This window comes from Actinophytocola algeriensis, from assembly GCF_014203735.1.
GTDB classification, from domain to species: Bacteria; Actinomycetota; Actinomycetes; order Mycobacteriales; family Pseudonocardiaceae; genus Actinophytocola; species Actinophytocola algeriensis.
In genome coordinates, this window is sequence record NZ_JACHJQ010000014.1 from 103,681 (window position 1) to 128,874 (window position 25,194).

24 protein-coding genes are annotated in these 25,194 nt (G+C 71.0%); 7 read left to right on the forward strand and 17 right to left on the reverse strand.

What is annotated here, in order from left to right; all coding sequences use genetic code 11:
* Positions 1–251 precede the first annotated feature (251 nt).
* Positions 252–2,726, forward strand: coding sequence for a fibronectin type III domain-containing protein (locus tag FHR82_RS43585; protein WP_184816578.1), 2,475 nt, complete (start codon positions 252–254; stop codon positions 2,724–2,726).
* Here FHR82_RS43585 and FHR82_RS43590 read toward each other — a convergent pair.
* The 9 genes from FHR82_RS43590 to FHR82_RS43630 form a co-directional block, all read right to left on the reverse strand.
* Positions 2,710–3,147, reverse strand: a complete 438-nt coding sequence (locus FHR82_RS43590; RefSeq protein WP_184816579.1) for a nitroreductase family deazaflavin-dependent oxidoreductase — start codon at positions 3,145–3,147, stop codon at positions 2,710–2,712. The genes FHR82_RS43585 and FHR82_RS43590 overlap by 17 nt on opposite strands.
* Positions 3,148–3,186: 39 nt before the next feature.
* Complete coding sequence (locus FHR82_RS43595; protein WP_311771578.1) at positions 3,187–4,215, reverse strand: glycoside hydrolase family 5 protein; 1,029 nt, start codon at positions 4,213–4,215, stop codon at positions 3,187–3,189.
* Positions 4,216–4,238: 23 nt separating this feature from the next.
* Positions 4,239–5,213: an N-acetylglucosamine kinase gene (locus FHR82_RS43600; protein WP_184816581.1), complete on the reverse strand. Its 975-nt coding sequence runs from the start codon at positions 5,211–5,213 to the stop codon at positions 4,239–4,241.
* A gap of 82 nt (positions 5,214–5,295) precedes the next feature.
* Positions 5,296–6,534 carry a 6-phospho-beta-glucosidase gene (locus FHR82_RS43605; protein WP_184816582.1) on the reverse strand — a complete coding sequence of 413 codons (1,239 nt, stop codon included), beginning with the start codon at positions 6,532–6,534 and terminating at the stop codon, positions 5,296–5,298.
* A 7-nt stretch (positions 6,535–6,541) separates the two neighbouring features.
* Positions 6,542–7,399 (reverse strand): carbohydrate ABC transporter permease, encoded by an 858-nt coding sequence (locus tag FHR82_RS43610; protein ID WP_184816583.1) that lies wholly within the window; start codon positions 7,397–7,399, stop codon positions 6,542–6,544.
* Positions 7,396–8,379, reverse strand: a complete 984-nt coding sequence (locus FHR82_RS43615; RefSeq protein WP_311771579.1) for a carbohydrate ABC transporter permease — start codon at positions 8,377–8,379, stop codon at positions 7,396–7,398. Before FHR82_RS43615 ends, FHR82_RS43610 begins: the two co-directional genes overlap by 4 nt.
* A 1-nt stretch (position 8,380) precedes the next feature.
* On the reverse strand, positions 8,381–9,709 hold the full coding sequence (locus tag FHR82_RS43620) for an ABC transporter substrate-binding protein (protein WP_184816584.1): 1,329 nt from the start codon (positions 9,707–9,709) through the stop codon (positions 8,381–8,383).
* 9 nt (positions 9,710–9,718) lie between these two features.
* The gene (locus FHR82_RS43625) at positions 9,719–10,816 is read right to left on the reverse strand and encodes an ROK family transcriptional regulator (protein WP_184816585.1); all 1,098 of its coding nucleotides are present in this window, start codon (positions 10,814–10,816) and stop codon (positions 9,719–9,721) included.
* Between the two features lie 89 nt (positions 10,817–10,905).
* Positions 10,906–11,388, reverse strand: coding sequence for a MarR family winged helix-turn-helix transcriptional regulator (locus FHR82_RS43630; protein ID WP_184816586.1), 483 nt, complete (start codon positions 11,386–11,388; stop codon positions 10,906–10,908).
* Positions 11,389–11,451: 63 nt separating this feature from the next.
* Here FHR82_RS43630 and FHR82_RS43635 point away from each other — a divergent pair, with 63 nt between their 5' ends.
* Positions 11,452–13,026 (forward strand): LLM class flavin-dependent oxidoreductase, encoded by a 1,575-nt coding sequence (locus FHR82_RS43635; RefSeq protein ID WP_184816587.1) that lies wholly within the window; start codon positions 11,452–11,454, stop codon positions 13,024–13,026.
* Here FHR82_RS43635 and FHR82_RS43640 read toward each other — a convergent pair.
* On the reverse strand, positions 13,016–14,131 hold the full coding sequence (locus FHR82_RS43640) for an erythromycin esterase family protein (protein ID WP_184816588.1): 1,116 nt from the start codon (positions 14,129–14,131) through the stop codon (positions 13,016–13,018). The two genes, FHR82_RS43635 and FHR82_RS43640, sit on opposite strands and share 11 nt — an antisense overlap.
* Positions 14,132–14,625: 494 nt before the next feature.
* On the opposite strand from FHR82_RS43640, the gene FHR82_RS43645 reads away from it, so the two are divergent.
* A complete protein-coding gene (locus FHR82_RS43645) occupies positions 14,626–15,867 on the forward strand; it encodes a GGDEF domain-containing protein (protein WP_311771580.1) in 1,242 nt (413 codons plus the stop codon).
* On the opposite strand, the gene FHR82_RS43650 is transcribed toward FHR82_RS43645, so the two are convergent.
* The 4 genes from FHR82_RS43650 to FHR82_RS43665 form a co-directional block, all read right to left on the reverse strand.
* The gene (locus FHR82_RS43650; RefSeq protein WP_221465032.1) at positions 15,829–16,734 is read right to left on the reverse strand and encodes a LysR family transcriptional regulator; all 906 of its coding nucleotides are present in this window, start codon (positions 16,732–16,734) and stop codon (positions 15,829–15,831) included. The two genes, FHR82_RS43645 and FHR82_RS43650, sit on opposite strands and share 39 nt — an antisense overlap.
* 13 nt (positions 16,735–16,747) lie before the next feature.
* Positions 16,748–17,449 (reverse strand): SDR family NAD(P)-dependent oxidoreductase, encoded by a 702-nt coding sequence (locus FHR82_RS43655; RefSeq protein WP_221465033.1) that lies wholly within the window; start codon positions 17,447–17,449, stop codon positions 16,748–16,750.
* A gap of 144 nt (positions 17,450–17,593) precedes the next feature.
* Positions 17,594–18,343: an SDR family oxidoreductase gene (locus tag FHR82_RS43660; RefSeq protein ID WP_184816589.1), complete on the reverse strand. Its 750-nt coding sequence runs from the start codon at positions 18,341–18,343 to the stop codon at positions 17,594–17,596.
* Positions 18,344–18,398: 55 nt separating this feature from the next.
* Complete coding sequence (locus FHR82_RS43665; protein ID WP_184816590.1) at positions 18,399–19,676, reverse strand: MFS transporter; 1,278 nt, start codon at positions 19,674–19,676, stop codon at positions 18,399–18,401.
* Positions 19,677–19,765: 89 nt separating this feature from the next.
* On the opposite strand from FHR82_RS43665, the gene FHR82_RS43670 reads away from it, so the two are divergent.
* The 4 genes from FHR82_RS43670 (at position 19,766) to FHR82_RS43685 (ending at position 22,689) form a co-directional block, all read left to right on the forward strand.
* Positions 19,766–20,104, forward strand: a complete 339-nt coding sequence (locus FHR82_RS43670; RefSeq protein WP_184816591.1) for a YciI family protein — start codon at positions 19,766–19,768, stop codon at positions 20,102–20,104.
* The gene (locus FHR82_RS43675) at positions 20,101–21,330 is read left to right on the forward strand and encodes an RNA polymerase sigma factor (protein ID WP_184816592.1); all 1,230 of its coding nucleotides are present in this window, start codon (positions 20,101–20,103) and stop codon (positions 21,328–21,330) included. The genes FHR82_RS43670 and FHR82_RS43675 overlap by 4 nt, the downstream gene beginning before the upstream one ends.
* Positions 21,331–21,394: 64 nt before the next feature.
* Complete coding sequence (locus tag FHR82_RS43680; RefSeq protein WP_184816593.1) at positions 21,395–21,904, forward strand: TIGR03086 family metal-binding protein; 510 nt, start codon at positions 21,395–21,397, stop codon at positions 21,902–21,904.
* Positions 21,901–22,689: an alpha/beta fold hydrolase gene (locus FHR82_RS43685; RefSeq protein ID WP_311771581.1), complete on the forward strand. Its 789-nt coding sequence runs from the start codon at positions 21,901–21,903 to the stop codon at positions 22,687–22,689. The genes FHR82_RS43680 and FHR82_RS43685 overlap by 4 nt, the downstream gene beginning before the upstream one ends.
* Here the strand turns inward: FHR82_RS43685 and FHR82_RS43690 are convergent.
* The 3 genes from FHR82_RS43690 to ybaK form a co-directional block, all read right to left on the reverse strand.
* Positions 22,672–23,976: a cryptochrome/photolyase family protein gene (locus tag FHR82_RS43690; RefSeq protein WP_184816594.1), complete on the reverse strand. Its 1,305-nt coding sequence runs from the start codon at positions 23,974–23,976 to the stop codon at positions 22,672–22,674. The genes FHR82_RS43685 and FHR82_RS43690 overlap by 18 nt on opposite strands.
* Positions 23,977–23,986: 10 nt before the next feature.
* Complete coding sequence (locus tag FHR82_RS43695) at positions 23,987–24,343, reverse strand: DUF4267 domain-containing protein (RefSeq protein WP_184816595.1); 357 nt, start codon at positions 24,341–24,343, stop codon at positions 23,987–23,989.
* A gap of 162 nt (positions 24,344–24,505) precedes the next feature.
* The gene (ybaK, locus tag FHR82_RS43700) at positions 24,506–24,982 is read right to left on the reverse strand and encodes a Cys-tRNA(Pro) deacylase (RefSeq protein WP_184816596.1); all 477 of its coding nucleotides are present in this window, start codon (positions 24,980–24,982) and stop codon (positions 24,506–24,508) included.
* Positions 24,983–25,194 lie beyond the last annotated feature (212 nt).

The window sequence follows — 25,194 nt, forward strand, 5'->3', positions numbered from 1 at the left end:
ACAACGGGTGGGGTTTCGGGTGCGCCTGTGGATAACTCGTGCGGCTGTGGATAACCGGGATGGCCTGTGGGACAAGGACATCGTCACGTCGAGTGCCGGATGCGCGTTGGCCGGGTGACACCCGTTGTTGTGGCAATGCCGGTGGTCACGTAACCGAGGGTGTGGCAAGATCCCACCTGCTCGTCGCGGGGTACGGGTCTGGGTTCCGGTCTTCCGTGGGGGCGTTCATGCGTGCGGTTCGTTGGTTTGTCGTGCTGGTTCTCGTCCTGACCCTGTTCCCGGTGGGGAACGCCGCCGCACAGGACGCACCGCCCGGCGCGACCTACACACCACTGGCCACGCCACAACGGATCCTCGACACGCGTACCCCCGTCGGTGGGCACCAGCGCAAGATCGCGGCCGGGGAGACCGTCGCGCTCGCCGTGCCGGGGTTGCCCGCCGACGCGACCGCGGTCGTCGTCAACCTCACCGGTACCGGCGGCTCGACGTCGACCTTCCTCAGCATGTTCCCCGACCAGTACGCCGGCACATCGACGCTCAACCTCGCCGCGGGTCAGACGGCCGCGGCGGGTGCGTTCGTGACCCTCGGCGCGGACCGGCGGATCCGGGTCCTCAACCGCAACGGGACGATCGACGCCGTCGTCGACCTCGTCGGGTACTTCGCGAAGGACGGGACCGGGTTCACCACCGCCACGGCCAGCCGGATCCTCGACACGCGGGCCACGACGGCGATCGGCCCCGGCGCGACCCGCACCCTCGCCGTGCGCGGTGCGGGCGGCGTGCCCGCCGACGCCACGGCCGTGCTGCTGAACGTCACCGGTGTCGAGCCCACGGCCAGCACCTTCCTGCGCGTCACCCCGGACGGCCAGGCGGGCACCTCCACCGTCAACCTGGCCGCGAACGTCAACCGCGCCAACACGACCGTCACGCGGATCGATGCCGACGGCGCGGTCCGGATCACCAACAACAGCGGCAACACCCACGTGCTGGTCGACGTCCTCGGCTGGTTCTCCCCGAGCGGCACCGGCCGCTACGTGCCGCTCGCCAGCCCGCGGCGCGTGCTCGACACGCGCGAGGGCACCGACGGCCCGATCGCCGCTCGCACCACCCGCCAGGCCTACTTCGCCACCGAGGGCGGCGTGCCGAACTTCCCGACCATCGCCACCCTGTTCACCCTCACCGGCGTGCAGCCGACCGCCAGCACCTACCTCACCGCGTGGGGCTCCGGCACGGCACGGCCGCAGGTCTCCACCCTGAGCGTCGCCGCTCGGGCCACCGTGCCCAACACCGCGGTGGCCGGCGGCACGGCCGTGAACGTGTACAACCACGCCGGCTCGTCGCACGCGCTGGTGGACGCGGTCGGCTACTTCTACACGCCGACCCGGCCCGACCCCACCCTGCCGGGCGCGCCGACCATCTCCTCCGTGCGCAACGACGGCACGCGGGTCTCCCTGAACTGGACCACGCCGGACAACGGCGGCCTGCCGCTCACCGGCTACACGGTCACGCTCCAGCCCGGCGCCCGCCGCGTCACCGTGCCCGGCTGGCAGAACAGCGCCACCGTCGACGGGCTCACGAGCGGCGGCCGCTACACGCTCACCGTCACCGCCACGAACCTCGCGGGCGACGGCCCGGCGTCCGCCGCCAAGCAGATCGGCCCGCCGGCCTGGATGACGCGGGTCGACACCACCGCGACCGGCCAGTCCGACCCGGACCCGAGGTCGTGGCTCGGCGACGTGTCCGCCGACGGGCGGTACGTGCTGCTCTCGGCCCAGACGAACAGCGTGCTGGTGCCCGCCCCGTACCGCACCGCCGAGTCGCAGGGCAGGTACCAGGTCCGCAAGGACCGGCAGACGGGCGCGGTGGAGATCACCAGCGTCGGGGCCGACGGCGTGCCCGCGCCCTCCGGCTGGTCGGCACTGGCGCCGGACAACCGCACGCTGGTGTTCCTCACGACGAGCGGCATCCACGTCCGCGACCTCGTCGCCGGGACCACGCGCACGGTGGTGGCCGAGCGGGGCACGGGCGGCCACACGCTGAGCGGGAACGGCCGCTGGCTGTACTGGACGTTCCAGCGCACGCTGTACCGGTACGACCTGCAGGCAGGCCAGGCCGAGACGTTGCTGTCGTGCACGGACCCGGCCACCGGCTGCCACCTCGCCTCCGCGCCGGTGGTCTCCGACGACGGCGCGACCGTGGTGTTCGACTACAGCCCGGCGCCGGGCACGTCGGCGCGGGCGGCGCTGCTCGACCCCGTGACCAAGGAACTGCGCATGCTGGTCGAGACCGACCACACCGGCGCTCTGGTGCTGAGCGGCGACGGCACCACGCTGTTCTACCGGTGCGACAACTGCGGGACGCACACGATCAAGAAGGTCGGCACCGCGCCCGGCTCCACCCCGGTGCCGGTCGGGGAGTGGTCGCCCGAGTACACCATGACCGTGAGCCCGACCGCGTCGTCGACCGACGGCCGGGTGCTGAGCTACTTCCGCCAGCGCCGCGACGGGTACTGGTTCATCTCCGCCCCCGGGTACGTACTGGACACAGTGGACGGCCGGGAGGCGATGCTGCCGCAGCTCCGGGAGATCTCCTACCTGCGAGGCCCGGTGATGAGTGCGGACGGCAGCACCGCCGTCGCCGAGGAGGACTGCCAGTGGCAGGAGGAGTGCGGGGCCACCGGCGTCTACGCGGTGTCGGTGCCCGAACTCCTCAGTTCTTCGGGCTGAGGACGAAGACGGGGATCTCGCGCTCCGTCTTCTTCTGGTAGTTCGCGTAGTCGGGGAACGCCGCCACGGCGATCTCCCACCACCTGGCCTTCTCGTCACCGGTCACCTCGCGGGCGACCATGTCCTGCTTCTCCGGGCCGTCCTGCAGTTCGACCTCGGGATTGGACTTGACGTTGTAGTACCAGACCGGGTGCTTCGGGGCACCACCCAGCGAGGCGACGACGGCGTACTCGCCGCCGTTCTCCACGCGCATGAGCGGCGTCTTGCGGATCTTCCCCGACTTGGCGCCCTTCGTGGTCAGGACGACCACCGGCTTGCCCATCAGCGTCGTGCCGCGGGTGCCGCCGGAACTCTCGTACTCTTCGACCTGGTCGCGGGCCCGGTCGGACGGGCTCGGTTCGTATTCACCGTGCAGAGGCATGCCTCAAGTCAACACGAATCCGGGCCCGTCCGCAGTCCGTCAGATCCGGTCACGCACCCACATGCCCGCGGGCTTGAGGCGGGACGTGCCCGCGAACGGGCCGCTCGGGCACGTGCCCTCGGTGAACACGGCACCGCTGCGGAAATCGTCCGAGAAGTTCCAGTTCGTCCAGCTGATCCCCTTCTGCGCGGCCAGGTCCAGGTACCGCTGCGCCATCGCGAAGTCGTTCGGGCCGTCACCCGTGTACTCCTGCGTGCCGAACTCGGTGATGAACATCGGGACCCGGTCGGCGGCGCGGGACAGCGCGTTCAGGTACTCGTCGCCGTGCGAGGCCGCGTAGAAGTGGAACGTGTACATGATGTTCGACGCGTTCACCGGGTTGTTGACCACTTCGGACTCGTTCGCGCCGTCCGAGACGCCCAGCGACGACCACGCGCGGGTGCCGACGAGGACCGGGGTCTCCGGGTCGATCGCGCGGATCACCGGGATCAGCTGCTCGGCGTAGCTCTTGATCCGCGACCACGACACGCCGCTCGGCTCGTTCGCGATCTCGTACAGCAGGTTGGTCTTGGTGCCGTGCCGCCGCGCGATCTCGGAGAAGAACGTCTTGGCCCGCGACAGGTTGTAGTGCGGGTCGCCCGGGTTGAGCATGTGCCAGTCGACGATCGCGTACATGCCGCGCGCGGTCACCTTGTCGATGATCGACGACACCAGGTTCGTGTACCCGGCCGGGTCGGTCTCGTAGCCGCCCTCCTGGACGTACATCGAGATGCGCATGACCGACGCGCCCCAGTCGCCCGCGAGCGCGTCGAGCGAGGCGTCGTTGACGCACTGGCGGTACCACTGGAGGCCGTGGGTGCTCATGCCGCGCAGCTGCACGGCCTGGCGGTTCTTGTTGCACAGCTTCACGCCGCACACCTTCAGCTGGCCGTTGGTGGCGGCGAAGGACGCGGTGGCCTCGGCGGCCGCGGGTGCGGGTTCGGCTGGCGCTGCGGGCGCCGTGCCTGCCGGGACCACGAAACCCGCCGCCAGCAGTGGCAGCAGGAGCGCGGACAGTTTTCTCAACACAGGGATCTCCTTCTTGGCAGGGGTCAAGCGGTGGACCATGTGCGCAGTCGTCCCGCGGCACCCGGCGTCGTGCCGAGTGCGTCGAGACCGAGCAGTGCCGCACCGACCACGGGCGGGTCGGTGACGACGGTGATCTCCGCCAGCGGCGTGGCGTCGGCCAGCCGGTCGCGGATCGTGTCGTGCAGCAGTGGGTCGCGGCCGCGGAGCACGCCGCCGCCGAGCACCACGGTCGCGGGGGACGCGACCAGCTCGAGGCGCCGCAGTGCCGCGATCGCGAGCAGCGCCACCTCCTCTCCTTGTCTGACCACAATGGACCGGGCGACCGGGTCGCCCGCGCGGGACGTCGCGAACAGGACCGGGGCCAGCTCACCGAGCCGCGCGCCGATCCCGGGGTCGAGGTGCGCGGCGGCGGCGACGGCCGTGGCGGACCGCAGCCCGAAGTGCCCGGCGATCGCGCCGGTGAGCGCGGTGGCGGGGCCGCGGCCGTCCTCGGCGCGGGACGCGTGCCACAGCGCGATCGGGCCCAGGTCGTCGCCGCCGCCCCAGTCGCCGGTGATGGTGCCGAGCGCGGGGAACCGGACCGTGCGGCCGTCGGCGGCGCGGCCAACGCAGTTGATGCCCGCGCCGCACACGACCGCCACCGCGTCGGGGTCCGGGGTCCCGGCCCGCAGCAACGCGAGCGTGTCGTTGTCCACAAGGGACTTGTCGGCCCAGCCCGCCGCGGTGACGGCGTCGGCGAGCATGGTCAGCTCGACCGGCAGGTCGGCGCCCGCGAGGTAGACGGCGGCGAGCGCGATCCGGTCCGCCGACGAGAGCCCCGCGTTGTCGCGGGCCTGTGCCACCAGTGTGTTCAGCCGGTCCATGGCGATGCCGAGACCGCCCGCGGTCTGGTGGTTGCTGCCCGGGCCGAGGGCGTGGCCGAGCACGGCCCCGGTGTCGTCGCAGACCAGGACCTGGGTCTTGGAGTTGCCGCCGTCGATGGCAAGTAACAAACTCACGGCTCCCCTTCGCAGGCTCCGGGGAGCCGCTCGTGGTCGACCTGTGCTCCCTGATCCGCTCCGCAGGCTCCGCAGGCTCCGCTCATCGGACCCACGGCAGGAACTCGGCGTTGGCGGCCAGTAGCCGCTCGGTCAGCCCGCGGGCCTTGTCGACCTGGCCGACGAGCGGGTGTGCGAGCAGCGCGCGGAACACCCGCTCCTCGCCGCCCTTCAGCGCCGCCTCGACGGCCAGCTCCTCGTACCCCGACACGTGGGACACGAGCCCGGCGAGGTCGGGGGTGAGCGGTGCGGTCGGCAGCGGGGTCGCGCCCGTGCCGTCGACGAGACACGACACCTCGACCACCGCCTCGTCCGGCAGGTTCGGCAGCGTGCCGCGGTTGCGGACGTTGACCGCGTGCGTGCCCGGCGTGCCGTGCAGCGACGCGAGCAGCCCGATCGCGGCCTCCGAGTAGAACGCGCCACCGCGCTCGGACAACAGCTCGGGTTTCGTGTCCAGCCCCGGGTCCTGGTACATGGTGAGCAGGTCGCGTTCGATCTCCGCGACCCGGGCACCGCGGGCCTGCGACGTGCGCTGTTCGGCGACGACCGCGTCGTGGCAGTAGAAGTACCGCAGGTAGTACGACGGCAGTGTGCCGGTGAGCAGCAGGTACTCGCCGGGCAGGTCGAGGTGTTCTGCCAGGTAGTCGCCGTGTTTCGCGATCAGCTCCGGCAGCCGGTCGACACCGTCCACAGTGGCCGACCGCTCCCAGGTCAGGTGGTTGAGGCCGACGTGGTCGAGCAGCACCTCGTCCGGTTCGACGGACAGCAACCGGGCCAGGCGGCGCTGCAGCCCGATCGCGACGTTGCACAGCCCGACCGCGCGGTGGCCGGCGTCGAGCAGTGCACGGGTGACGATGCCGACCGGGTTGGTGAACGCCACGAGCCACGCGTCCGACGGCGCGCGGCGGGCGATGTCGAGCACCACCGGCACCGTGCGCAACGCCTTCGCGAGCCCGCCCGCGCCGGTGGTCTCCTGCCCGACGCACCCGTGGTCGAGGGGGAACGTCTCGTCGCTGACCCGGGTTTGCTGCCCACCGACCCGCAACTGCAGCAGCACCACGTTCGCGCCGGCGAGTCCGGCGTCCAGATCGGACGTCCACTCCAGACGGGTGGGACTCCCGTAACGTGCCAGTATCCGGCGGCCGAACTCACCCACGATCGCCAGGCGCGCGGCGGCCGGGTCGATCAGCACCACCTCGTCCACGGTGAACGGCAGCCGGGCGAACCCGTCTACCAGCTCCGGTGTGTAGGTCGACCCGCCCCCGACGACAGCGACCCTCATGCCCCGCTCACCCCTTGACCCCTGTCAGCGTCACGCCCTGCACGAATGCCTTCTGCGCGAAGAAGAACACGATGACCACCGGCGCCATCACGAGCAGCGTCGCGGCCATCACGAGGTTCCACTCCACGTGGTGCAGCGTCTTGAACTGCGACAACGCGATCGACAACGTCCAGTTCGCCTGGTCCTCGCTCGTGTACAGCAGTGGCCCGTAGTAGTCGTTCCACGCGTAGAAGAACTGGAAGATCGCGGTCGCCGCGATGCCCGGCTTCGCCATCGGGACCACCACGCGCAACAGCACCTGCCACTCCGAGCAGCCGTCGATCCGCGCCGCGTCGAGCACGGTGCCCGGAATCGTCATCAGGAACTGCCGCAACAGGAAGATCGAGAACGCGTCACCGACGAGCATCGGCAGGATCAGCGGCCACAGCGTCCCGGTCAGGCCCGCGTTCGACCACATCAGGTACAGCGGCACGGTCACGACCTGCGGTGGCAGCATCATCATGCAGATCACCACGACGAACACCGCCGTGCTGCCGCGCCACTTCAGCTTCGCGAGCGCGTAGGCGGCCGGGATGCTCGACAACAGCATGAACCCGGTCGCCAGCAACGCGTACGTCATCGTGTTCACGAGGTAGTCGAACATCGGCATCTTCGTGAAGATGTCGACGAAGTTCCCCGGGTGCCACGTCGTCGGCCACAGGTTCGACGTCAGTGCCTGGTCGCTCGTCATGAACGACATCAGGACCACGAACAGGAACGGCGCCACGAAGATGGCTGCCGCCGCGATCGCGACGCTGTTGCGCGCCACCACGACGAGCCAGGACTCGCGCACCATCGTGCCCCGGCGAGGGAGCGTCACGGTCATCGCGCACCTCCCGTGAACGCGCGGAACCGCCGCAGCAGCACCACCGTGACCCCGAACGCCACCACGAACAGCACGACCGCGAGCGCGTTCGCGTAACCCATGTCGTAGTAGCGGAACCCGGACACGTACAGGTGCAGGGGATAGGTCAGCGTCGAGTTCTCCGGGTACCCGAACGTCGACGAGATCCCGCCACCGGTCGTGGCCGTGCCGGAAGCGACACTCGCCGCGACCGCCGCCTGCGTGAAGTACTGCAACGTCTGGATCACCCCCGTGACCGCCGCGAACACCAGCACCGGCGACAGCGACGGGAAGGTCACGTGCCAGAACCGCTGCCACGCGTTCGCGCCGTCGATGGCCGCCGCCTCGTACAACGGTTTCGGCACATCCAGCAGCGCGGCCAGGAAGATCACCATCAGGTCGCCGACGGCCCACGTGCCGAGCAGCACCAGCGACGGCTTCGACCAGTCCGGCGAGTCGAACCACAGTGGACCGTCCACTCCGAACCAGCTCAGCACCTCGTTCACCGGCCCGGTCGCCGGGTTGAACAGGAACACGAACGCGATCGTCGCCGCGACCGGCGGTGCGAGCGCGGGCAGGTAGAAGATCGTGCGGAAGAACCCGCCGCCGCGCTTCAGCGACACCAGCAGCATCGACGTCAGCAGCGCGGCCAGCATCCGCGCCGGGACGAGGATCAGCACGAACCACACCGTGTTCAGCGCCGCCTGCCCGGCCACGCTGTCCTGGGTGAACAGGTACGTGTAGTTCCGCAGCCCCACCCACCGCGGGACCGTGAGCAGGTCGAACCGCGTGAACGAGAAGTACACGGCGGCCAGCAGCGGGTAGAGGAAGAACACCCCGATCCCGAGCAACGCGGGCGCCATGAAGCTCAGCACGGTGAGCCGGTGGCGCCACCGGCGCGCGGGTCGCCGTCGCGGCGGCTTGTCCGCCACGGAGGCAGGCCGCTCCAGCAGGGCGGTCACGTCAGCGCCCGAGGTCGAGCGCCTGGTCGATGCGCGTGTCGAGGTCCGCCAAGCCACTCGCCAGGTCCTTGTTCGCGCCGGACAGGTAGCCGTCGACGTACTCCTGCGCCATCTCGACGTACTTCGGGCCGGACGCGTTCGGTGGCGTGGTCGAGGTCTCCGGGTGCTCGAAGATGTCGAGGAACACCTTGAACTTCTCGTCCACCTGCAGGTCCGGGGATGCCAGCGCGTCGGAGGTGGTCGGCACGTTCTTGATCGCGTTGGACAGGCCGACGATCGAGCCGGTCTCGGTGGTGAGGTACTCGATCAGCGCCCAGGAGGCCTCGGGGTTCTTCGAGTTCGCCGAGATGCCCGCGACGTTGCCGGTGACGAACCCGGCACCGTACCGGTCGGCCTGGTCGTCGGCCACCGGAAGGGGAGCGGTGCCGAAGTCCACGTCCGGCGCCTGGTCGGTCAGGAACGCGACGCGGTACTCGCCGTCGACGGACATCGCGAGCTTGCCCTTGTGGAACGCGTTGTCCGCGCTCCACTCGTCACCGAGCCCGGCGGTGAACTTCTGCAGGTTGTCGTAGCCGTACCAGTCGACGAGGTCCTTGTGCCACTTCAGCATCGCCTGCCACTGAGGGTCCGTGCCGATGGCGGACTTCTCGTCGGCGGTCAGCCACTTCGCGTCCCAGCCGGGCACGATGTGCTGCGGTGTGTGCTCGTAGAAGTTCAGCAGTGGTACGTAACCGGCGACCTCGATGGTGCCGTCGGGTGCGCGCTTGGTGAGCTTCTTCGCCATGTCGGCCAGCTCGGTCATGGTCTTCGGCGGCTCGGTGTACCCGGCCTGCGCGAGCAGCGTCTTGTTGTAGTACAGGCCGTACACGTCCGCGAGGAACGGCATGGCGCAGCGGCGGTCGTGGTAGCTCGTGTACGACCGGACCGTCGCCGGGAACTGCTCGAGGTCGATCTCGTCCCGCTCGATGTACGGCGTCAGGTCGCGCCACGCGCCGGACGAGCAGAACTTGCCGACGATGTCGGTGGAGTACGACAGGCCGACGTCCGGGCCCTTGCCGGACGAGATGGCCTGCAGCATCTTCGCGTCGTCCTGGCCCGCGGTGACCCGCACGTCGATGTCCGGGTGCGCGTCGGAGAACTGCGCGATCGCGTCGTCGATGGCCTTCGCCTCGCGGTCGGTGAAGAAGTGCCAGAACTCGATGGAACCCTTGGCTTCCTGTCCCGAGGGCGCGACGTCGTCGGACGCCTCGGTGCCGGGGGTGCAGGCGGCGAGGAACAAGGTCGCTGCCGCGGCCAGAGCTGTACCGGCAAAGCAGGGGCGGCGGGACATGGGTGCCTCCTAGCGGCGGGAGAGCAGTGCGGTGCGGACCGCGGTGAGGGTGGTGTCGAGTGCGCCGAGCAGGACGGCGTCCTCGGTGAGACCGGTGGCGGCGATCTCGGTGTCCAGCACGGAAAGCTCACGCAGCGCGGCGCCGACGGCCGCGGCGAGCGGTGCGCCGCCCGCCTGGCCGACCTCGCCGGCGAGTACGACCATGGCGGGGTCGAGCACGGCGACGACGGCGGCGATGCCGTACGCGACGCGGGACGCGAGCGGGGCCAGCAGCCGCTCGTCGGTCGCGGCGGTGGCGGCCCGGTCGGCGGTGATGCCGTGCTCCCTGGCCAGTTCGAGGATGGCCGGGCCGCCGACCAGGTCCTGGAAGTCGCCGTCGGGCCCGGTGGGCATGTAGCCGACCTCGCCCGCGCCGCCGCGCGCACCGCGGATGATCCGGCCGCCGAGGTCGATGCCGAGGCCGAGACCCTCCTCACCCAGCCACAACAGGGCGAAGCTGTCGGCGTCCTTCGCGATGCCGCGGGACCGCTCGGCCGTGGCGGCCAGGTTCACGTCGTTGTCGACGGAGAGCTCGGTCCCGAGTGCCGTGCGGATGTCGTCGATCAGGCCGGGCCGCGACCAGCCGGGCAGGTGGACGAACCGGATCGTGCCGTCGTGGTGGGCGCCGGGGACGCCGAGTTGCACGTGGTCGAGGCGGTCGACCTTCGCCGCTCTGCTCGCCTTGCGCACCGCGTCGGTGACCGAGCGGACCGGGTCCTCGCCCAGTGCGGTCGTCACGCGGGCGCGGACCTCGCCGGACAGGTCGCAGATGGCGGTGACGAGCGTGGAGTCCTTCTCCTGCAGCGACACCGCGGCGGCGTAGGCGGCGTCGGGGTTCACGTCGTAGATGTCGGCGTTCGGGCCGGGGCCGCCGCTCGTGCGGCCGACGACCAGCGCCAGGCCGGCGTCCTGCAGGCGGCGCATCACGTCGGAGGTGGTCGGCTTGGCGAGGCCGGTCAGTTCCCGCAGGTCACCTCGGGTGAGCGGGCCGCGGTCGAGCAGCAGGCGCAGCGCCGCGGACTCGTTGATCCCGCGGAGCAGACGGGAGGAACCGGCCTGTTGTGTCACGCCCGTACCCTTCGACGCAATGGTTAGGCAATCTGTCTAACTATTGGTTCGCAAGGTACGGGCGTGAGCTGACTCACGTCAAGAGACGATCAGGGGGTGTGCGTCGCGAGGTCCTCGACGATCCTGCACGCGTCGGCCACCGGGTCGAGCGAGTTCGCGTGTGCCGCGACCGTGCCGAGCAGGGCTTTGAACTGCTTGCGGTCGGCGGCGGTCAGGCTGGACAGCACGTGCGTCTCGGCGTGCGCGAGGCGGCGGTCGAGTTCGGCGAGACGCGCGCGGCCGGTCTCCGTGGCGACGACGAGCCGCGTGCGGCGGTCACCCGGTGCGGGTTTGCGGGCCACGAGGTCGGCGCGTTCGAGGTCGTCGAGCAGGTAGGTCATGACCGTGCGGTCGATGCCGAGCCGCTGGCAGAGCGCGGACTGGCTCTCCGGCTGCTCCTCGGTGGCCGCCTTCAGGATCTGGTAGCCGCGGTGGCTGCCGGGCAGGTCGCCGACCGCCACGTCCGTCGCCTTGACGTAGGCGCGGAAAACCGTGCCGAGAGTCCAGCCCAGGTCGCCGTCGAGTGCCGCCATCCCACGATGATAGCCGACACAGAACGTCTGTCCGGCAGAACATCTGTGTGTAATATCGTCGGCATGTCAGACTACGGCCACGAACTCGAGTTCGGTGTCTTCCTGCCGCCCGCCGCCGACCAGTTCGGCGAGGCGCTCCGCCTCGCGCGTCTCGCCGACGCGTCCGGGCTGGAGCTGGTCAGCCTCCAGGACCACCCGTACCAGGAGCGGTTCCTGGACACGTGGACGTCGCTGGCGGTCATCGCCGCCGCGACCGAGAACGTGCGGGTGTTCCCCAACGTCGCGAACCTGCCGCTGCGCCCGCCATCGGTGCTCGCCCGCAGTGCGGCGAGCCTCGACATCATCACCGGCGGCCGCGTCGAGCTGGGGCTCGGCGCGGGTGCGTTCTGGGACGCGATCGTCGCGATGGGCGGCCCGCGCCGCACCGCGGGCGAGTCGATCGACGCGCTCGCCGAGGCCATCGAGGTGATCCGCGCGCTGTGGACACCCGGCCGCGGCGCGAAGTTCGAGGGCAAGCACTACACACTGAAGGGCGCGCACCCCGGCCCGTTCCCCGCGCACGACATCGGGATCTGGCTCGGTGCCTACAAGCCACGCATGCTGCGCCTGGTCGGCCGGACCGCGGACGGCTGGCTGCCATCGAGCCCGTACGCGCCGCCGGAGCAGCTGACGGACATGAACCGGATCATCGACGAGGCCGCTGCCGCGGCCGGGCGTTCGCCGGCCGACATCCGCAGGCTCTACAACATCAGCGGCAGCTTCTCCGGCAGCGGCAAGGAGTTCCTGCGCGGTCCGGTGCCGGTGTGGGTCGAGCAGCTCGCCGAGCTCGCGCTCACCGAGGGGACGAGCGGGTTCGTGCTCATGGTCGACGCCGGTGGCGACGACGACCTGCGCCGCTTCGCCGAGGAGGTCGCGCCGGGGGTGCGTGAGCTGGTCGACCAGGAACGGAACCTGGGCACGGCCACCACCGGCACTGCCGCCACCACGACCACCGCCGCGCCGCCGGCCGAGGCGCGGCCGGTGGCCGGGTTACCGGAGAACCTGGGCGTCACCCCGACACCGGACGACGGCACCCGGCTGTCGCAGGAGCGGCTGTGGGACGAGTCGGTGCGGCCGACCGGTCCCGCGCCCTCGGCCGACGCGGTCTACACGGCCACCGGGCGTGCCGGCGGCCAGCAGCTGATCGACATCCACGACCACCTGCGTGCCGAGCTGTCGCGGGTGCGGTCGCTGGTCAAGCAGGTCGCGGACGGCGCACTCGACGTTGGCGCCGCCCGCTCGGAGATCAACACGATGACCATGCGGCAGAACAACTGGACGCTGGGCGCGTTCTGCGAGAGCTACTGCAGGCTCGTCACCGTGCACCACACCCTCGAGGACCGGCAGCTGTACCCGCAGCTGCGCCGCGGCGACGCCCGGCTCGCCCCGGTGCTCGACCGGCTGACCGAGGAGCACCACGTCATCCACGACGTCCTGGAACGCGTGGACGCGGCGCTCGTCGCGACGGTCAGCGACCCGTCGGGCATCGTGGAGCTGTCGGCGGCCGTGGACCTGCTGACCGACACACTTCTGTCCCATTTGTCCTATGAGGAGCGTGAGCTGGTCGAACCCATGGCGCGGCTGCCCATCAGGCACTGACGTGGAGGACCGCGTCCGCGCCGTCGACGGTGGCCTGGTCGAGCGGGAAGTAGCCCTGCGCCGGGGTGGGGTCGGTGCGGACGCGGCCCGACTCGACCTCCTCGATCAGGCCCCAGCCGCTGATCCGCTGCTGCAGCAGGCCTTCGAACGTGCCGGGCTCGGGTTCCGCCAGCCCGATCCCGGCGCTGGCACCCAGACTGCCCGCGACGAACCGGTACTGGTCGCCCAGCAGTTCGCTCACGATCGCGCCCGCGCCGAACCACTCGAGGTCCATGCCCCAGGTGTCCATCGTGGACGGATGGCGCTGCAGGTGGCGGTTGTGCGCGAACACCAGCGTCGGTCCCCGCGACGCCTCGATTTCGCGGATGTCCAGCAGGTTCCGCGCCATCATCGCGTCGCGGACGCCGAGCAGGCGGGACGTGCGCGTGGCCTGGTCGAGCGGTGCCGCCGACTGCCGGTGGTAGCGCAGGAGACCGATGCCCGCGGTGAGGTGCGTGTGCGCCCGGTACCACTCGGCCAGGGAGGTCTTCGCGATCAGTTCCGGCGCGCGGGTGTACAGCGCGGTGAGCAGATCGTCGGCGAGCAGCCGCAGCCGGTCCGCCTCGGGCGACGCGCCGGGTGACTCCGTCGCGTCCATGACCGCTTCGGTGCGGCTCCAGCGTTCGTCGTCGCCCGCGGCGAGGTCCGTGTCCAGGCCGAGGTAGTCGCGGGCGTGTTCGAGGTAGCGGCGCGGGCTGGGTGCGCTGACCATCTCCAGTGGCAGGTCGAAGCCGTGGAACGCCAGCTTCTCGTGCGCTGGACGGGTTTCGTTGTACTCGCGCAGCCAGCACACCAGCTGCCGGTTGGCGTCCAGCTCGCCAAGCCCGTGTGAGAAACCGTTGCGTAGCACCGGGTCCAGGTCGCCTGAGCCACTTCGGACGAACTCGTCGACGGTGAGCCCGGCCACCCGGTCGCTCTCGATGGCGATCGACCGGAAGCCGAGCTCGGCCAGCCGGGCGAACAGACCATTCCGGATCCGCGCGAACGCGGGTTCGAGGTGCGTGGGTTCTCCGTAGGCCAGCACGGAGGTCGCTGCCGTGCGGAACGCGCCGATGTCCTGAGTCATGCCTTTGAATCGTATCGTTGAACTTCCACGTTGAGACTTCGTCGCGCTGACCTGTCCCGGCCCACGGCAAAGGCTCAACCAGGGCAAAGAAAAGGGCGTTCGTCGTGCCCCCTGCACGGCGAACGCCCTTGTCTCGCTGACCGCGGTCAGCGCCAGTCTGCCGGGCGGCCGGTACGCCAGTCGGCGGGACGGCCCCTGCGCCAGTCGGCAGGGCGGCCTTGAACGGTGGAAGTTGCAGACATGGCGTCTCCTTTTGGGTGCTGTGAACCGGGGGGCGATCACTCTTTTGGAGCACGACACTCGGTTGCCGAGCCGTTACAGTTGGGGACCTCCGTTGAAGGGAAACGGCGGTGCACGGCGTGGATCATCCCGACCCCGTGCAGGGGTGGAAGCGGCTCTCACCACGCCGTTGGCATATATGGTCCCTGCCCCGGTCCGTGCTGGTATACGTCTTAACGGTCGAAATCGCCGCGGCAGGCATCGTAGCGGGCACCGTGAACCTGACCCCGGTCACCCGCCAGGACTGGATCTGGTTCGGTCTGCTCGTACTGGCCGCGGTCGCGCACCTCGAAGCGTCGAGCGGGATCGAGCGGATCCGGGAGATCAGCTCGGAAGGCTCGCCGCACAACCACCTCCAGTCGGTGTGGTTCTTCGCGAGCGTGCTGCTCCTGCCGCCACCACTGATCGCCGCCCTCATCCTGATCAGTTACACACATTCGTGGCTCCGGGTCTACCAGCGGCGGGCGCTCACGCACCGCAAGGCCTTCTCCGCGGCGACGGTCGTGCTCGCCTGCGCCGCCGCCTACGCCGTGCTCACCGCGATCTACCCCGGCACCGAGTCCTTCGCGCTCGCGCTCGACGGGCCGCTCGCGCTCGCCGCCATCACCGCGGCCGGTGCGCTGTACCGGCTCGTGAACTACGGGCTCGTGGTGCTGGTGCTCATCGCCACCAACCCGGACCGCCCGGCGCGCAAGGCACTCGGGCACGCCAGCGACCAGTTGATGATCGCGGGCGCGGTCGGGCTCGCCACCGGCATCGCCGTCGTGATGACCACGCGGCCGTGGTGGACACCGCTGCTGATCGTCACCGTGCTCGCGCTGCACACCGGGTTGCTGCTGCCGCAGTTCCGGGACGCGTCCCGCACCGACGCCAAGACCGGCCTGTTCGAGCCGACGTTCTGGGCCGAGCTGACGAGCGACGAGCTGGACCGGGCGAAGCGGCTCGGCGGCACGCTCGGTGTGCTGCTGCTGGACCTCGACCACTTCAAGCGGGTCAACGACGGCTACGGGCACCTGGCGGGCGACATGGTGCTGCGCGCGGTCGCCGACGCGATCAAGCATTCGGTGCGCGGGCACGACATGGTGGGCCGGTACGGCGGCGAGGAGTTCGCCATCGTGGTGCCCGGCATGGAGGTCGACGACGTGCGCGGCGCGGCCGAGCGGGTGCGGGCGGCGATCGCCGGGCTGATGGTGACCGTGCCGGACCTCGACGGGGACACCCGGGTCGTCAGCGGGCTCACGGCGTCCGTCGGTGCCGCGGTGTACCCGGACCACGGGGCCGACCGGACGTCGCTGCTGCTGGCCGCGGACGCCGCACTGTACGACGCGAAGACCGCGGGCCGTGACTGCACGCGGATCGCGGGCGAGACCCGGAAGGATGTGCCGGAGGCGCGCAAACCGGGGCAGTACAGCCCGCGGCTAGGTCTCGTTCGCGACGACACGGACAAGGTCTCGTAGCCACCGCTGTGCCGGGTCGTCGTCGAGGCGGGGGTGCCACGACATCAGGTACGGCATGGCCTCGACCTCCTCCGGTGCCGCCACCACACGCAGCCCCGGATCGTCCAGTGTGGACGCGAGGCGGGACGGGATCGTCGCCACCAGAAGGGTTTCCGGGACCGCGAGGACCGCGGCCGTGTGGTAGGGCACCGACAGCACCGCGTTGCGGTGGGTGCCGAGCTCGGTGAGCCGTCTGTCCACCGCGGACTGTTCGCCCCGCAGCACGTCCACGACCGCGTGCGCGGCGCCGACGAACTCCTCCAGCGTCAGCGCGTCCCGGTCCGCCAGTGGGTTGTCCGCCGCCATCAGGCACACGAACCGCTCCTCGAACAACAGCTCGCTGTGCAGCGACGGGTCGACCGCCACCGCCGCGAACGTGAGGTCCACCAGCCCGTGCGACACGTCCTCGAACACGCCGTCGTGCCACGCGTTGAACGTCATCGACACCCCGGGCGCGGCGCGGAACACGCGGCGCAGCAGCCCCGGCCCGAGCACGGAGGTCATGTAGTCGGTGGCCATCAGCCGGAACCGGTCGGTCGCCGTGCCGGGGTCGAAGTGCTCGCCGCCGAACAGGATCTCCAGGCGGGGGAGCACGGTCGCGAGCTCGCGCTGGACGCGTTCCGCGCGCGGGGTCAGCTGGTAGCCGTCCCGCGTGCGGACCAGCAACTCGTCGTCGAGGACGTGCCGGAGCCGTTGCAGTGCCCGGCTCGTCGCGGGTTGCGACAGGCCGATCCGGTCGGCCGCGCGGGACACGTGCCGCTCCTCGAGCAGCGCGGCCAGCGCGACCAACAGGTTCAGGTCGACTCGTTGCAACTGGGTCGTGCGCACGACCTGCACGATCTCACGCCACGGGGTGCAGCAGGTCCGCCAGGCCGATGCGGCGCAGGAAGTCCTCGCGGATCCGGTCGGCGACCGCGTTCACGACCGCGGCGCCGTCGTCCGACGGGTCGATGTGGACGCGGAACGGGCGGGTGCCCTTCGGAGCGCCGACGACCCGCACGATGGCCTTCGCGACCTCGGCGACATCGGCGGTCGGCGGCTCCAGCGCGGCGAGCGCGGCGCCGACCTGGTCCATGAGGCCGGGGTAGCGCGACTCGTACTCGGCCGCCACCGCCGTGTCCGCCGGGGTGCCGCTGTGCGCGAAGTGGTTGGTGCCACTGGTGAACGCGCCCGGCACGATGATCGACGTCTCGATGCCGAACCGTGCCAGCTCCAGCGCGTAGCTCGCCGCGAGCGCGTCCATCGCCGCCTTGGCCGCGAAGTACGGCGCCAGGTAGGGCGGGGTGCCGCCGCGGGTGCTGGAGCTGCCGACCCACACGACGAGCCCGTCGCCGCGCTCGCGCATCGCGGGCAGCAGTGCCCGGTTGACGCGTTGCGCGCCGAGGACGTTCGTGTCGTACAGCGACGCGTACTGCTCGGGCGTGAACGCCTCCGCCGGCCCGGTCACCATGTGGCCCGCGTTGTGGACGATCACGTCCAGGCCGGGCAGGTCCAGCGCGGCGACCGACTCGTCGGACGTGACGTCGAGGTCGACCGGGTGCATGCCCGTACGCGCGGGCCTCCTCGGCTTGCGGTCTCCCGGCGGCGTTGCGCATGCCCGCGTAGACGGTGTGCCCGGCGTCGGCCAGTGCGCGCGCGGTGAGGGCACCGAAACCGCTCGAGGCGCCGGTGATCAGGATCGTCGACATCACGCGATGCCTCCGTTCGCATACAGGACCTGGCCGTTGACCCACCGGGCCGGGCCGGCGAGGAACGCCACGACCTCGGCGATGTCGTCCGGTTCGCCAAGGCGTTCCAGCGGCGCCGCCTTCGCGAGGCCGTCGATGACCTCCTGGGGCTTGCCGTCGAGGAACAGCGCGGTCGCGGTCGGTCCTGGCGCCACCGCGTTCACCGTGATGTCCCTGCCGCGCAGCTCGCGGGCGAGGATCAGCGTCATCGTGTCGACCGCGCCCTTGCTCGCGCCGTAGGGCGTGTAGCCCGGCTGGCGCAGCCGCGTCACGGAGCTGGAGAAGTTGATGATCGCGCCGCCGCGGCGCACGCGCCGGGCCGCCTGCTGCGACACCGCGAACGTGCCGCGCACGTTGGTGCGCAGGATCCGGTCCAGCTCGTCGAGGGAGAGCTCGACCAGCGGGGTCGGGTTGTTCATGATGCCCGCCGCGTTGACGACCACGTCGACGCCGCCGAACTCCTGCTCGGTCCGGTCGAACAGCGCCGCGACGGCCTGCTCGTCGGCCACGTCCGCCTGGACCGCGATCGCGCGGCCGCCCTTCGCCGTGACCTCCTCGACGGCCGCGTCCGCGTCCGCCGCACGTCCCGCGTAGACCACGACGACCGCGAAGCCGTCCTGTGCCAGCCGCGACACCGCCTGCCTGCCGATGCCCCGCGACCCGCCGGTCACGATGGCAACCCTCCGCTGTGTTGCCTGTGTTTCGGTCATGGCATCAGCCTGCGCCCCACCGGACTATGTGTCCAATGCAACCTTCTGATGCTGACTATGCGCGCGATGCATTCAGGGTGTGGGCGTGGCCGCCCGCCGTCCGCCAGGTCCAGCCGATCGCCAGCACCGCCAGCACGCCGAGCAGCCCGGCGGACCCCACGACCTGGTGCGGTGCGGCGACTTCCGCGGCCAGGCCCGCGAGCATCACCCCGAGGCCCTGCGCCACCCGCAACGCGGTCACGGCGAGCCCGAACGCCTGGCCGCGCCGCTCGTCCGGCACCGCCAGCACGAACGACGTCGACGCGATCACCTGGTAGGCGCTGCCGGCACCGGACGCCACGAACAACAGCACCACCAGCACGAGGTGCGGGTCGGTGAAGCACACCACGAGCGGCACGCACGCCCCGAGCGCGAGCGGCGACAGCAACCGCAGCCGCGCCGGCAGCGGAAGCCGCGCGACGAGCAGCATCCCGGCCGCGGCACCAGCCGCGTACGCGGCGAACATGAACCCGACCAGGACCGCGCCGCCGCCGAGCGCGTCCGCGTACGGCACGGCCAGCGCCTCGCCGGCGATGTAGAACCCGGACGCGCACGCGAACAGCACGAGCGCCCGCAGTCGCAGGTCGGTCCACACAAGGCCGGCGCCGTGGGTGAGGTCGGTCCACCACGTCCGCCGCGCCGCGGACCCGCTCGGCCCGTCCGCCTCCGGCACCGGGCGCGGCCGCACCAGCCACCACACCAGCGTCGCCGACAACAGGAACGTGCCTGCGTCCGCGAGCAGTACACCGCTCGTGCCGATCGTCGCGACGAGCGCGCCACCACCGGCGAACCCGAGCACCATCGCGGCCTGCGTGACGGTCTGCATCACCGCCTGGCCCGCCGGGTAGTGGTCCTCGCCCAGCACGGCGGGCAGCAGCGCGCCGCGGGCCGCGTTGGCCGGCGCGCCGATCAGCTGCACGGCCACCAGCAGCACGCACACCACCCACAACGGCGCGCCCGGCACCGCCATCGCCGCGACCAGCAGCATGCGGGTGAGGTCGACGGTCACCATCAACCCACGGCGCGGGTGCCGGTCGGCGAGACCGGACAGCAGCGGGCCGCCGACGAGGTCGGGCAGGAACGTCAGGCCGTACGTGAGCGCGGTCCACGCGGGTGAACCGGTGCGGTCGAACACGAGCACGGACAGGGCGACCCGGGCGAACTGGTCGCCGACGATCGACACCGAATGGGCGAAGAAAAGCGCGCGAAACTCGGACTTTCCGAATAACGCGCGGTATCTGACCGGCGAGTCGGTAGCCACGAGGCCTCCCCAGTACCCGCTACTTTCCGCCATCGTCCAGATACGAACCGTACTACGGGTGAACCTCCTTCGACAGGTCCGACTGCCACCGCAAGGCCATCGTTACGTGAGACGATTGCCGCATGCGGTACCTCTTGCTCATCGGCGGTGAGGACGACGGTTCCGACCGTTCGTCACAGGACGTGTGCGGTGAGGACGACTCGACCGCGTGGGCCGAGGAGATGACCCGGCGGCGGGTGCTGCTGACCGGTGAGGTGCTGCGGCCGCCGTCGGACGCGACGACCGTGCGGGTGCGCGACGGTGAGGTGCTGCTGTCGGACGGGCCGTTCGCGGAGACCAAGGAACAGATGGGCGGGTTCAGCGTGATCGAGTGCGCGAACCTGGACGAGGCGCTGGAGATCGCCGCGGCGCACCCGGTGGCCAAGTACGGCATGGTCGAGGTACGGCCGATCTGGGAGTGAGCAACGACGTCGCGGCCGCGGTGTCGGTCGCCTTCCGGGACGAGTGGGGTCAGGTCGTCGCCACGCTGATCGGGCTGACGGGCGACTTCGACCTCGCGGAGGAGTGCGCGCAGGACGCGTTCGCGCAGGCGCTGGACCGGTGGCCGAGGGACGGGATCCCGCGCAGGCCGGGCGCGTGGCTCACCACGACCGCCCGCAACCGCGCGCTGGACCGGTTGCGGCGCGAGAAGGTCGGCGCGGAGAAGCTGCGCGAGCTGGCGGCGGTGCCCGCCCTGCTGGTCGCCGGTGACGAGCCGCCGCCGGAGATCCACGACGAGCGGTTGCGGCTGATCTTCACGTGCTGCCACCCGGCGCTGGCGTTCGAGGCCCGCGTTGCGCTCACGCTGCGCACACTCGCCGGCCTCACGACAGGCGAGATCGCGCGGGCGTTCATGGTGCCCGAGGCCACGATGGCCCAGCGGCTGGTGCGCGCGAAACGCAAGATCCGCAACGCGGGCATCCCGTACCGGGTGCCGCCGGCGGAGTTGCTGCCCGCGCGGTTGACCGCCGTGCTCGGCGTGGTGTACCTGCTGTTCAACGAGGGTTACGCCGCGTCGGAGGGCGAGGACCTGGTGCGGCGCACCCTGTCCGAGGAGGCGATCCGGCTGGGCCGGGTGCTCGTGTCGCAGCTGCCGGACGAACCGGAAGCCATGGGGCTGCTGGCGTTGATGCTGCTGCACGACGCCCGCACACCCGCGCGGGTGTCGGCGTCCGGCGAGCTGGTGACGCTGGAGGACCAGGACCGCGGCCTCTGGAACGGGGCGGCGATCGCGGCGGGCACCACGCTGCTGGAAACCGCGCTGCGCACCGGGAAGCCGGGCCCGTACCAGGTGCAGGCGGCGATCGCGGCGTGCCACGCGACGGCGAAGACGGCGGCGGACACCGACTGGGCGCAGATCGCGTACCTGTACCTGGAGCTGGGGAAGTACGTGCCGTCCCCGGTGGTGGCGCTGAACCACGCGGTGGCGGTCGCGATGGCCGACGGCCCGGCAGCCGGGCTGGCGCTGGTGGACTCGCTCACCGGTCTCGACGGCTACCACCTGCTGCCCGCGACCAGGGCGGACCTGCTGCGCCGCCTTGGCCGCACGGGCGAAGCAGCCGCCGAGTACCAGGCCGCGCTGGCACTGGCCACGTCTGACGTGGAGAAACGGTACCTGTCGAGGAGATTGGCCGAAGTGTCTTCGTAGGGGTGTCGATCCGGCCGGTCCCGGTTCGTCGGTGGACTGAACCGGTTCGAAGGAGGACTCCACGATGTTGGCGAAGGCGTACGACGCGACGGCGGAGGTGCTGGACCAGGTGACCGACTGGTCGGCCCCAAGCCCGTGCCAGGGCTGGACGGTCCACGACGTCGCGACGCACCTGGTGAACGTGATGTGCACGTTCGCCGCGGCGGTCGACGGCGGCCCCGACTCCTACAGCCCCGACTCCCATGACGTCGCAGGCGGGTACCGGAAAGCGGCGGCGCGGTGCCTGGCGGTGTTCGAGGACCCGGCGGTACTGGCCGCGTCGCACCCGTTCCCGCTCGGCCCGACGCCGGGCTCGGTGATCGCGCAAATCAGTGTGTCGGAGTCGCTGGTGCACGGGTGGGACGTGGCCCGCGGCGCCGGTGTGCCGTACGCGCCCGCGCAGGAGGTGGTCGCGGCGATGCTGGTGGCGTCGGAGGAAAACCCGCCGCCGGAGGGCTTGTTCGGGCCACCGGTGCCGCCGTCGTCCGACGACCCGTTGACGGTGCTGCTGGCCCGCCTGGGGAGGGCCGCGTGAGCGTCTCGACGTTCGGGTCGCCCGACGACCCCGCGGTGCTGCTGATCCACGGTGCCGGCGCGTCGATGGACTGGTGGGCCCCGGAGTTCTGCCGCATGCTGGTGGACCGCTACGTGATCCGCTACGACCACCGCGACACCGGCGACGCCCCGAGCTACCCACCTGGCGAGCCCGGCTACACGGGAACGGACCTGGTGACGGACGCGGTGTCGGTGCTGGATTCCCTTTCCGTCGCGGCGGCGCACGTGGTCGGCATCTCGATGGGCGGCGGCATCGCACAGGAAATTGCCCTGTACCACCCGAGCCGGGTCCTGTCCCTGACGGTGATGTCCACCACGGCGGGCGCGGGCGACGCGGACCTGCCGGGCGTGACCCCGGTCGATTTCCCGCCGGAGCCGGACTGGGCGGACGAGTCCGCGGTGGTGGAGTACCTGGTGGCAAGCCAGCGAGCCGTGTCAGCGGAACCGTTCGCCGAGGCGGAGATCCGCGAGATCGCCACCATCGCGGTGTCCCGCACGGCAAACCACGAGTCCAGCCAGAAGAACCACTTCGCGGCCCCCGACGACGGCCGGCCGGTGCGCCACCGCCTGCCGGAGATCACCGTCCCCACCCTGGTCCTGCACGGCGACTCGGACCCGTTGCTCCCGCTGCCCCACGGAGAAGCCCTGGCCCGCGAGATCCCGGGCGCCCGCCTGGTGGTCCTGCCGAACACGGGCCACGAGTTCCCGAGCCGCAACTGGCCCCTGGTGGCGAAGGAGGTCCTGGCACTAACCGCGAGCCGCTAGGAACCTGGCCCGGCCCTCCGCCAGGTCCACGATGGGCATCGGATAGCCCGCGCGTTCTCCGGCGCGCAGGTCCCACGGCCGGTGCACCCGCTTACCGTCCACAGCGGACAACTCCGGCACGTACCTGCGCACGTACTCGCCCTCCGGGTCGAACCTTTCCGCCTGCCGCAACGGGTTGAGGACCCGGTTCGGGCGGGTGTCCGTACCGGTGCCGGCCACCCACTGCCAGTTCATGCAGTTGTTCGCGATGTCCCCGTCCAGCAGGTGCCGGAAGAAGTGGGCGGCACCGGAACGCCAGTCCACGTACAGCGTCTTCGTCAGGAAGGACCCGACGATCAGCCGCGCGCGGTTGTGCATCCAGCCCTCGGCCAGAAGCTGCCGCATGCCCGCGTCCACGATCGGGATCCCCGTCTCGCCCGCCTGCCACGCCGACAGCGCATCCTCGTCGTCGAGCCAGCGGTCGCCGCGCGGCCGGTAGTCCGACGTCGCCGCGGCCGGGCGGGCCGCCAGTACCTGGTGGTGGAAGTCGCGCCACGCCAGTTGGCGGACGAACTCCGCCGACTTCTCCCCGCGCCGCGCCACCTCCAGCGCCGACACGCAACCCAGGTGCAGGTACGGCGACAGCCGGGACGTGCGGTCGGCGGCCAGTGCGTCGTGGTCCGAGGCGTACGACTCCGCCGACGAGCGCAGCCACGACGTCATCCGCGTGCGTGCCGCCGTCTCGCCGCCAGGGAAACCGTTGCCCTTGGCCGAAAGCACGGCGCCCACGCGGATCTTCGGCAGCGTGATGCGAGACGGCTTCGGCGCCTCGGCGCGCCACCGGGCGTCCGCCCACCGCCGGTGGTACGGGCTGAACACCGAGAAGTGGTCCGAACCCGTCGGCGTGAGCGCACCCGGCGGCACGACCGTGTGCACGTCGTCGTGCACCACGAACTCGCACGGCAGCGCGTCCCGCAGCGCCTTCTCGCGCGCGGTGGCGAACGCGGACACGTCTCCCGCGATGTGCACTCTGGCCGCCCGCACCTCCCGCGCGACCTCGTAGATCTCCTTCACCGCGTCACCTTCGCGCACCACGAGGCGCCCGCCGAGGTCTCGCAGTGACGTGTCCAGGTCGGTGAGGGACTCGTTCAGGAACTTCTTGCGGCCGGCCGCGAACCCGCTGCCGGTGATCCGGGCGTCGCGCACGAACAGCGGCACCACCTCGTCCGCGCCGAGGACCGCGGCGGCGAGCATCGGGTTGTCGTGGACGCGCAGGTCACGGGTGAAGACGGCGACCGTCGTGGTCATGTGCGCGGGGTCATGTGCGCGTGGCAAGGGCCGACAGCGCGCACAGCAGGCCCCAGCCGCCCGCGATCGCGATGATCTTCTTCTGTTCCGGTTTCCCGGCCATGGCCCTGCCCAGCACCACGAGGTCACCGGCGTCGGACGCGACCCGCACCCCGATCGCCACCCGCATCGCCTTGCGGGTCGGTGCCACCGCCATCGCCACGCCGGACGCCAGGTCGCGGATCCCGAGCGTGCGGGTGAACGTGTGCAGGTCCGGCTCGTCCTGCGGCATCCCGGACGGCTTCAGCAGCAGCTCGGGTTTCACGGTGATCGCGGCGCCGTACGCGGCGGTCGCCAGGCCGAGCAGCCGGGGCAGCAGGAATCTCATGGTGTCGTCTCCTCGTTCTCACCCTGTTCTGCGGACAGCTCGAGCCACGCACGGCCCGGCACGCGCAGTTCGGCGCGGCGCCGCGGGAGGTTTGGCCGGTCGCCGACCTACCACCCCGCACCGCATGGCCCGATCCTCGCTGACCGGCGACGACTCCGCAGATCAGGCGCTGATGGCGGCGACCGTCGCATCGGCGAGCGCGACCAGGTCGGCAGGCGCGACCTCGATCTCCAGCCCGCGCCTGCCGCCACTGCAGAAGATCGTGTCGAACTGCTGGGCGGAGCTGTCGACCACGACAGGCAAGCGTTTGCGGTGACCCAGCGGCGAGATCCCGCCCGCGACGTACCCGGTGGCCCGCTCGGCGGCCGCGATGTCGGCCATCTTCGCCTTCTTGCCCCCGGACGCGGCGGCGAGCGCCTTGAGGTCCAGCGACCCGGCCACCGGCACGACCCCGATCGTGAGGTTCCCGTCGACCTCCGCGACGAGCGTCTTGAACACCCGCTCGGCGGGCAGCCCGAGCAGCTCGGACGCCTCCTGCCCGAAGGACGCCGACCTCGGGTCGTGGTCGTACTCGTGCACCTGGTGCGCGACCTTCTTCTTCACCAGCAGCGCGATAGCCGGAGTTCCCTTGCCCGCCATGCGGGGAACATTAGTGTTCTGACTCAGAACGCTGGTGCTGTGTCCACATGCGTTGGCCGGGTCCTGCGGCGGGTCCGCCGAAGCTGACGGTGATTGCTGTACGGGGGCGGGCTGGTATGCCGTGAAAGACATCCCAGGTGCTGGTGTGTCAAGCCGCAATGTTGTTGGTGTGGTGTGACCAGGCGGTGGTTTCGTTGTAGTGGGTGCCGGTT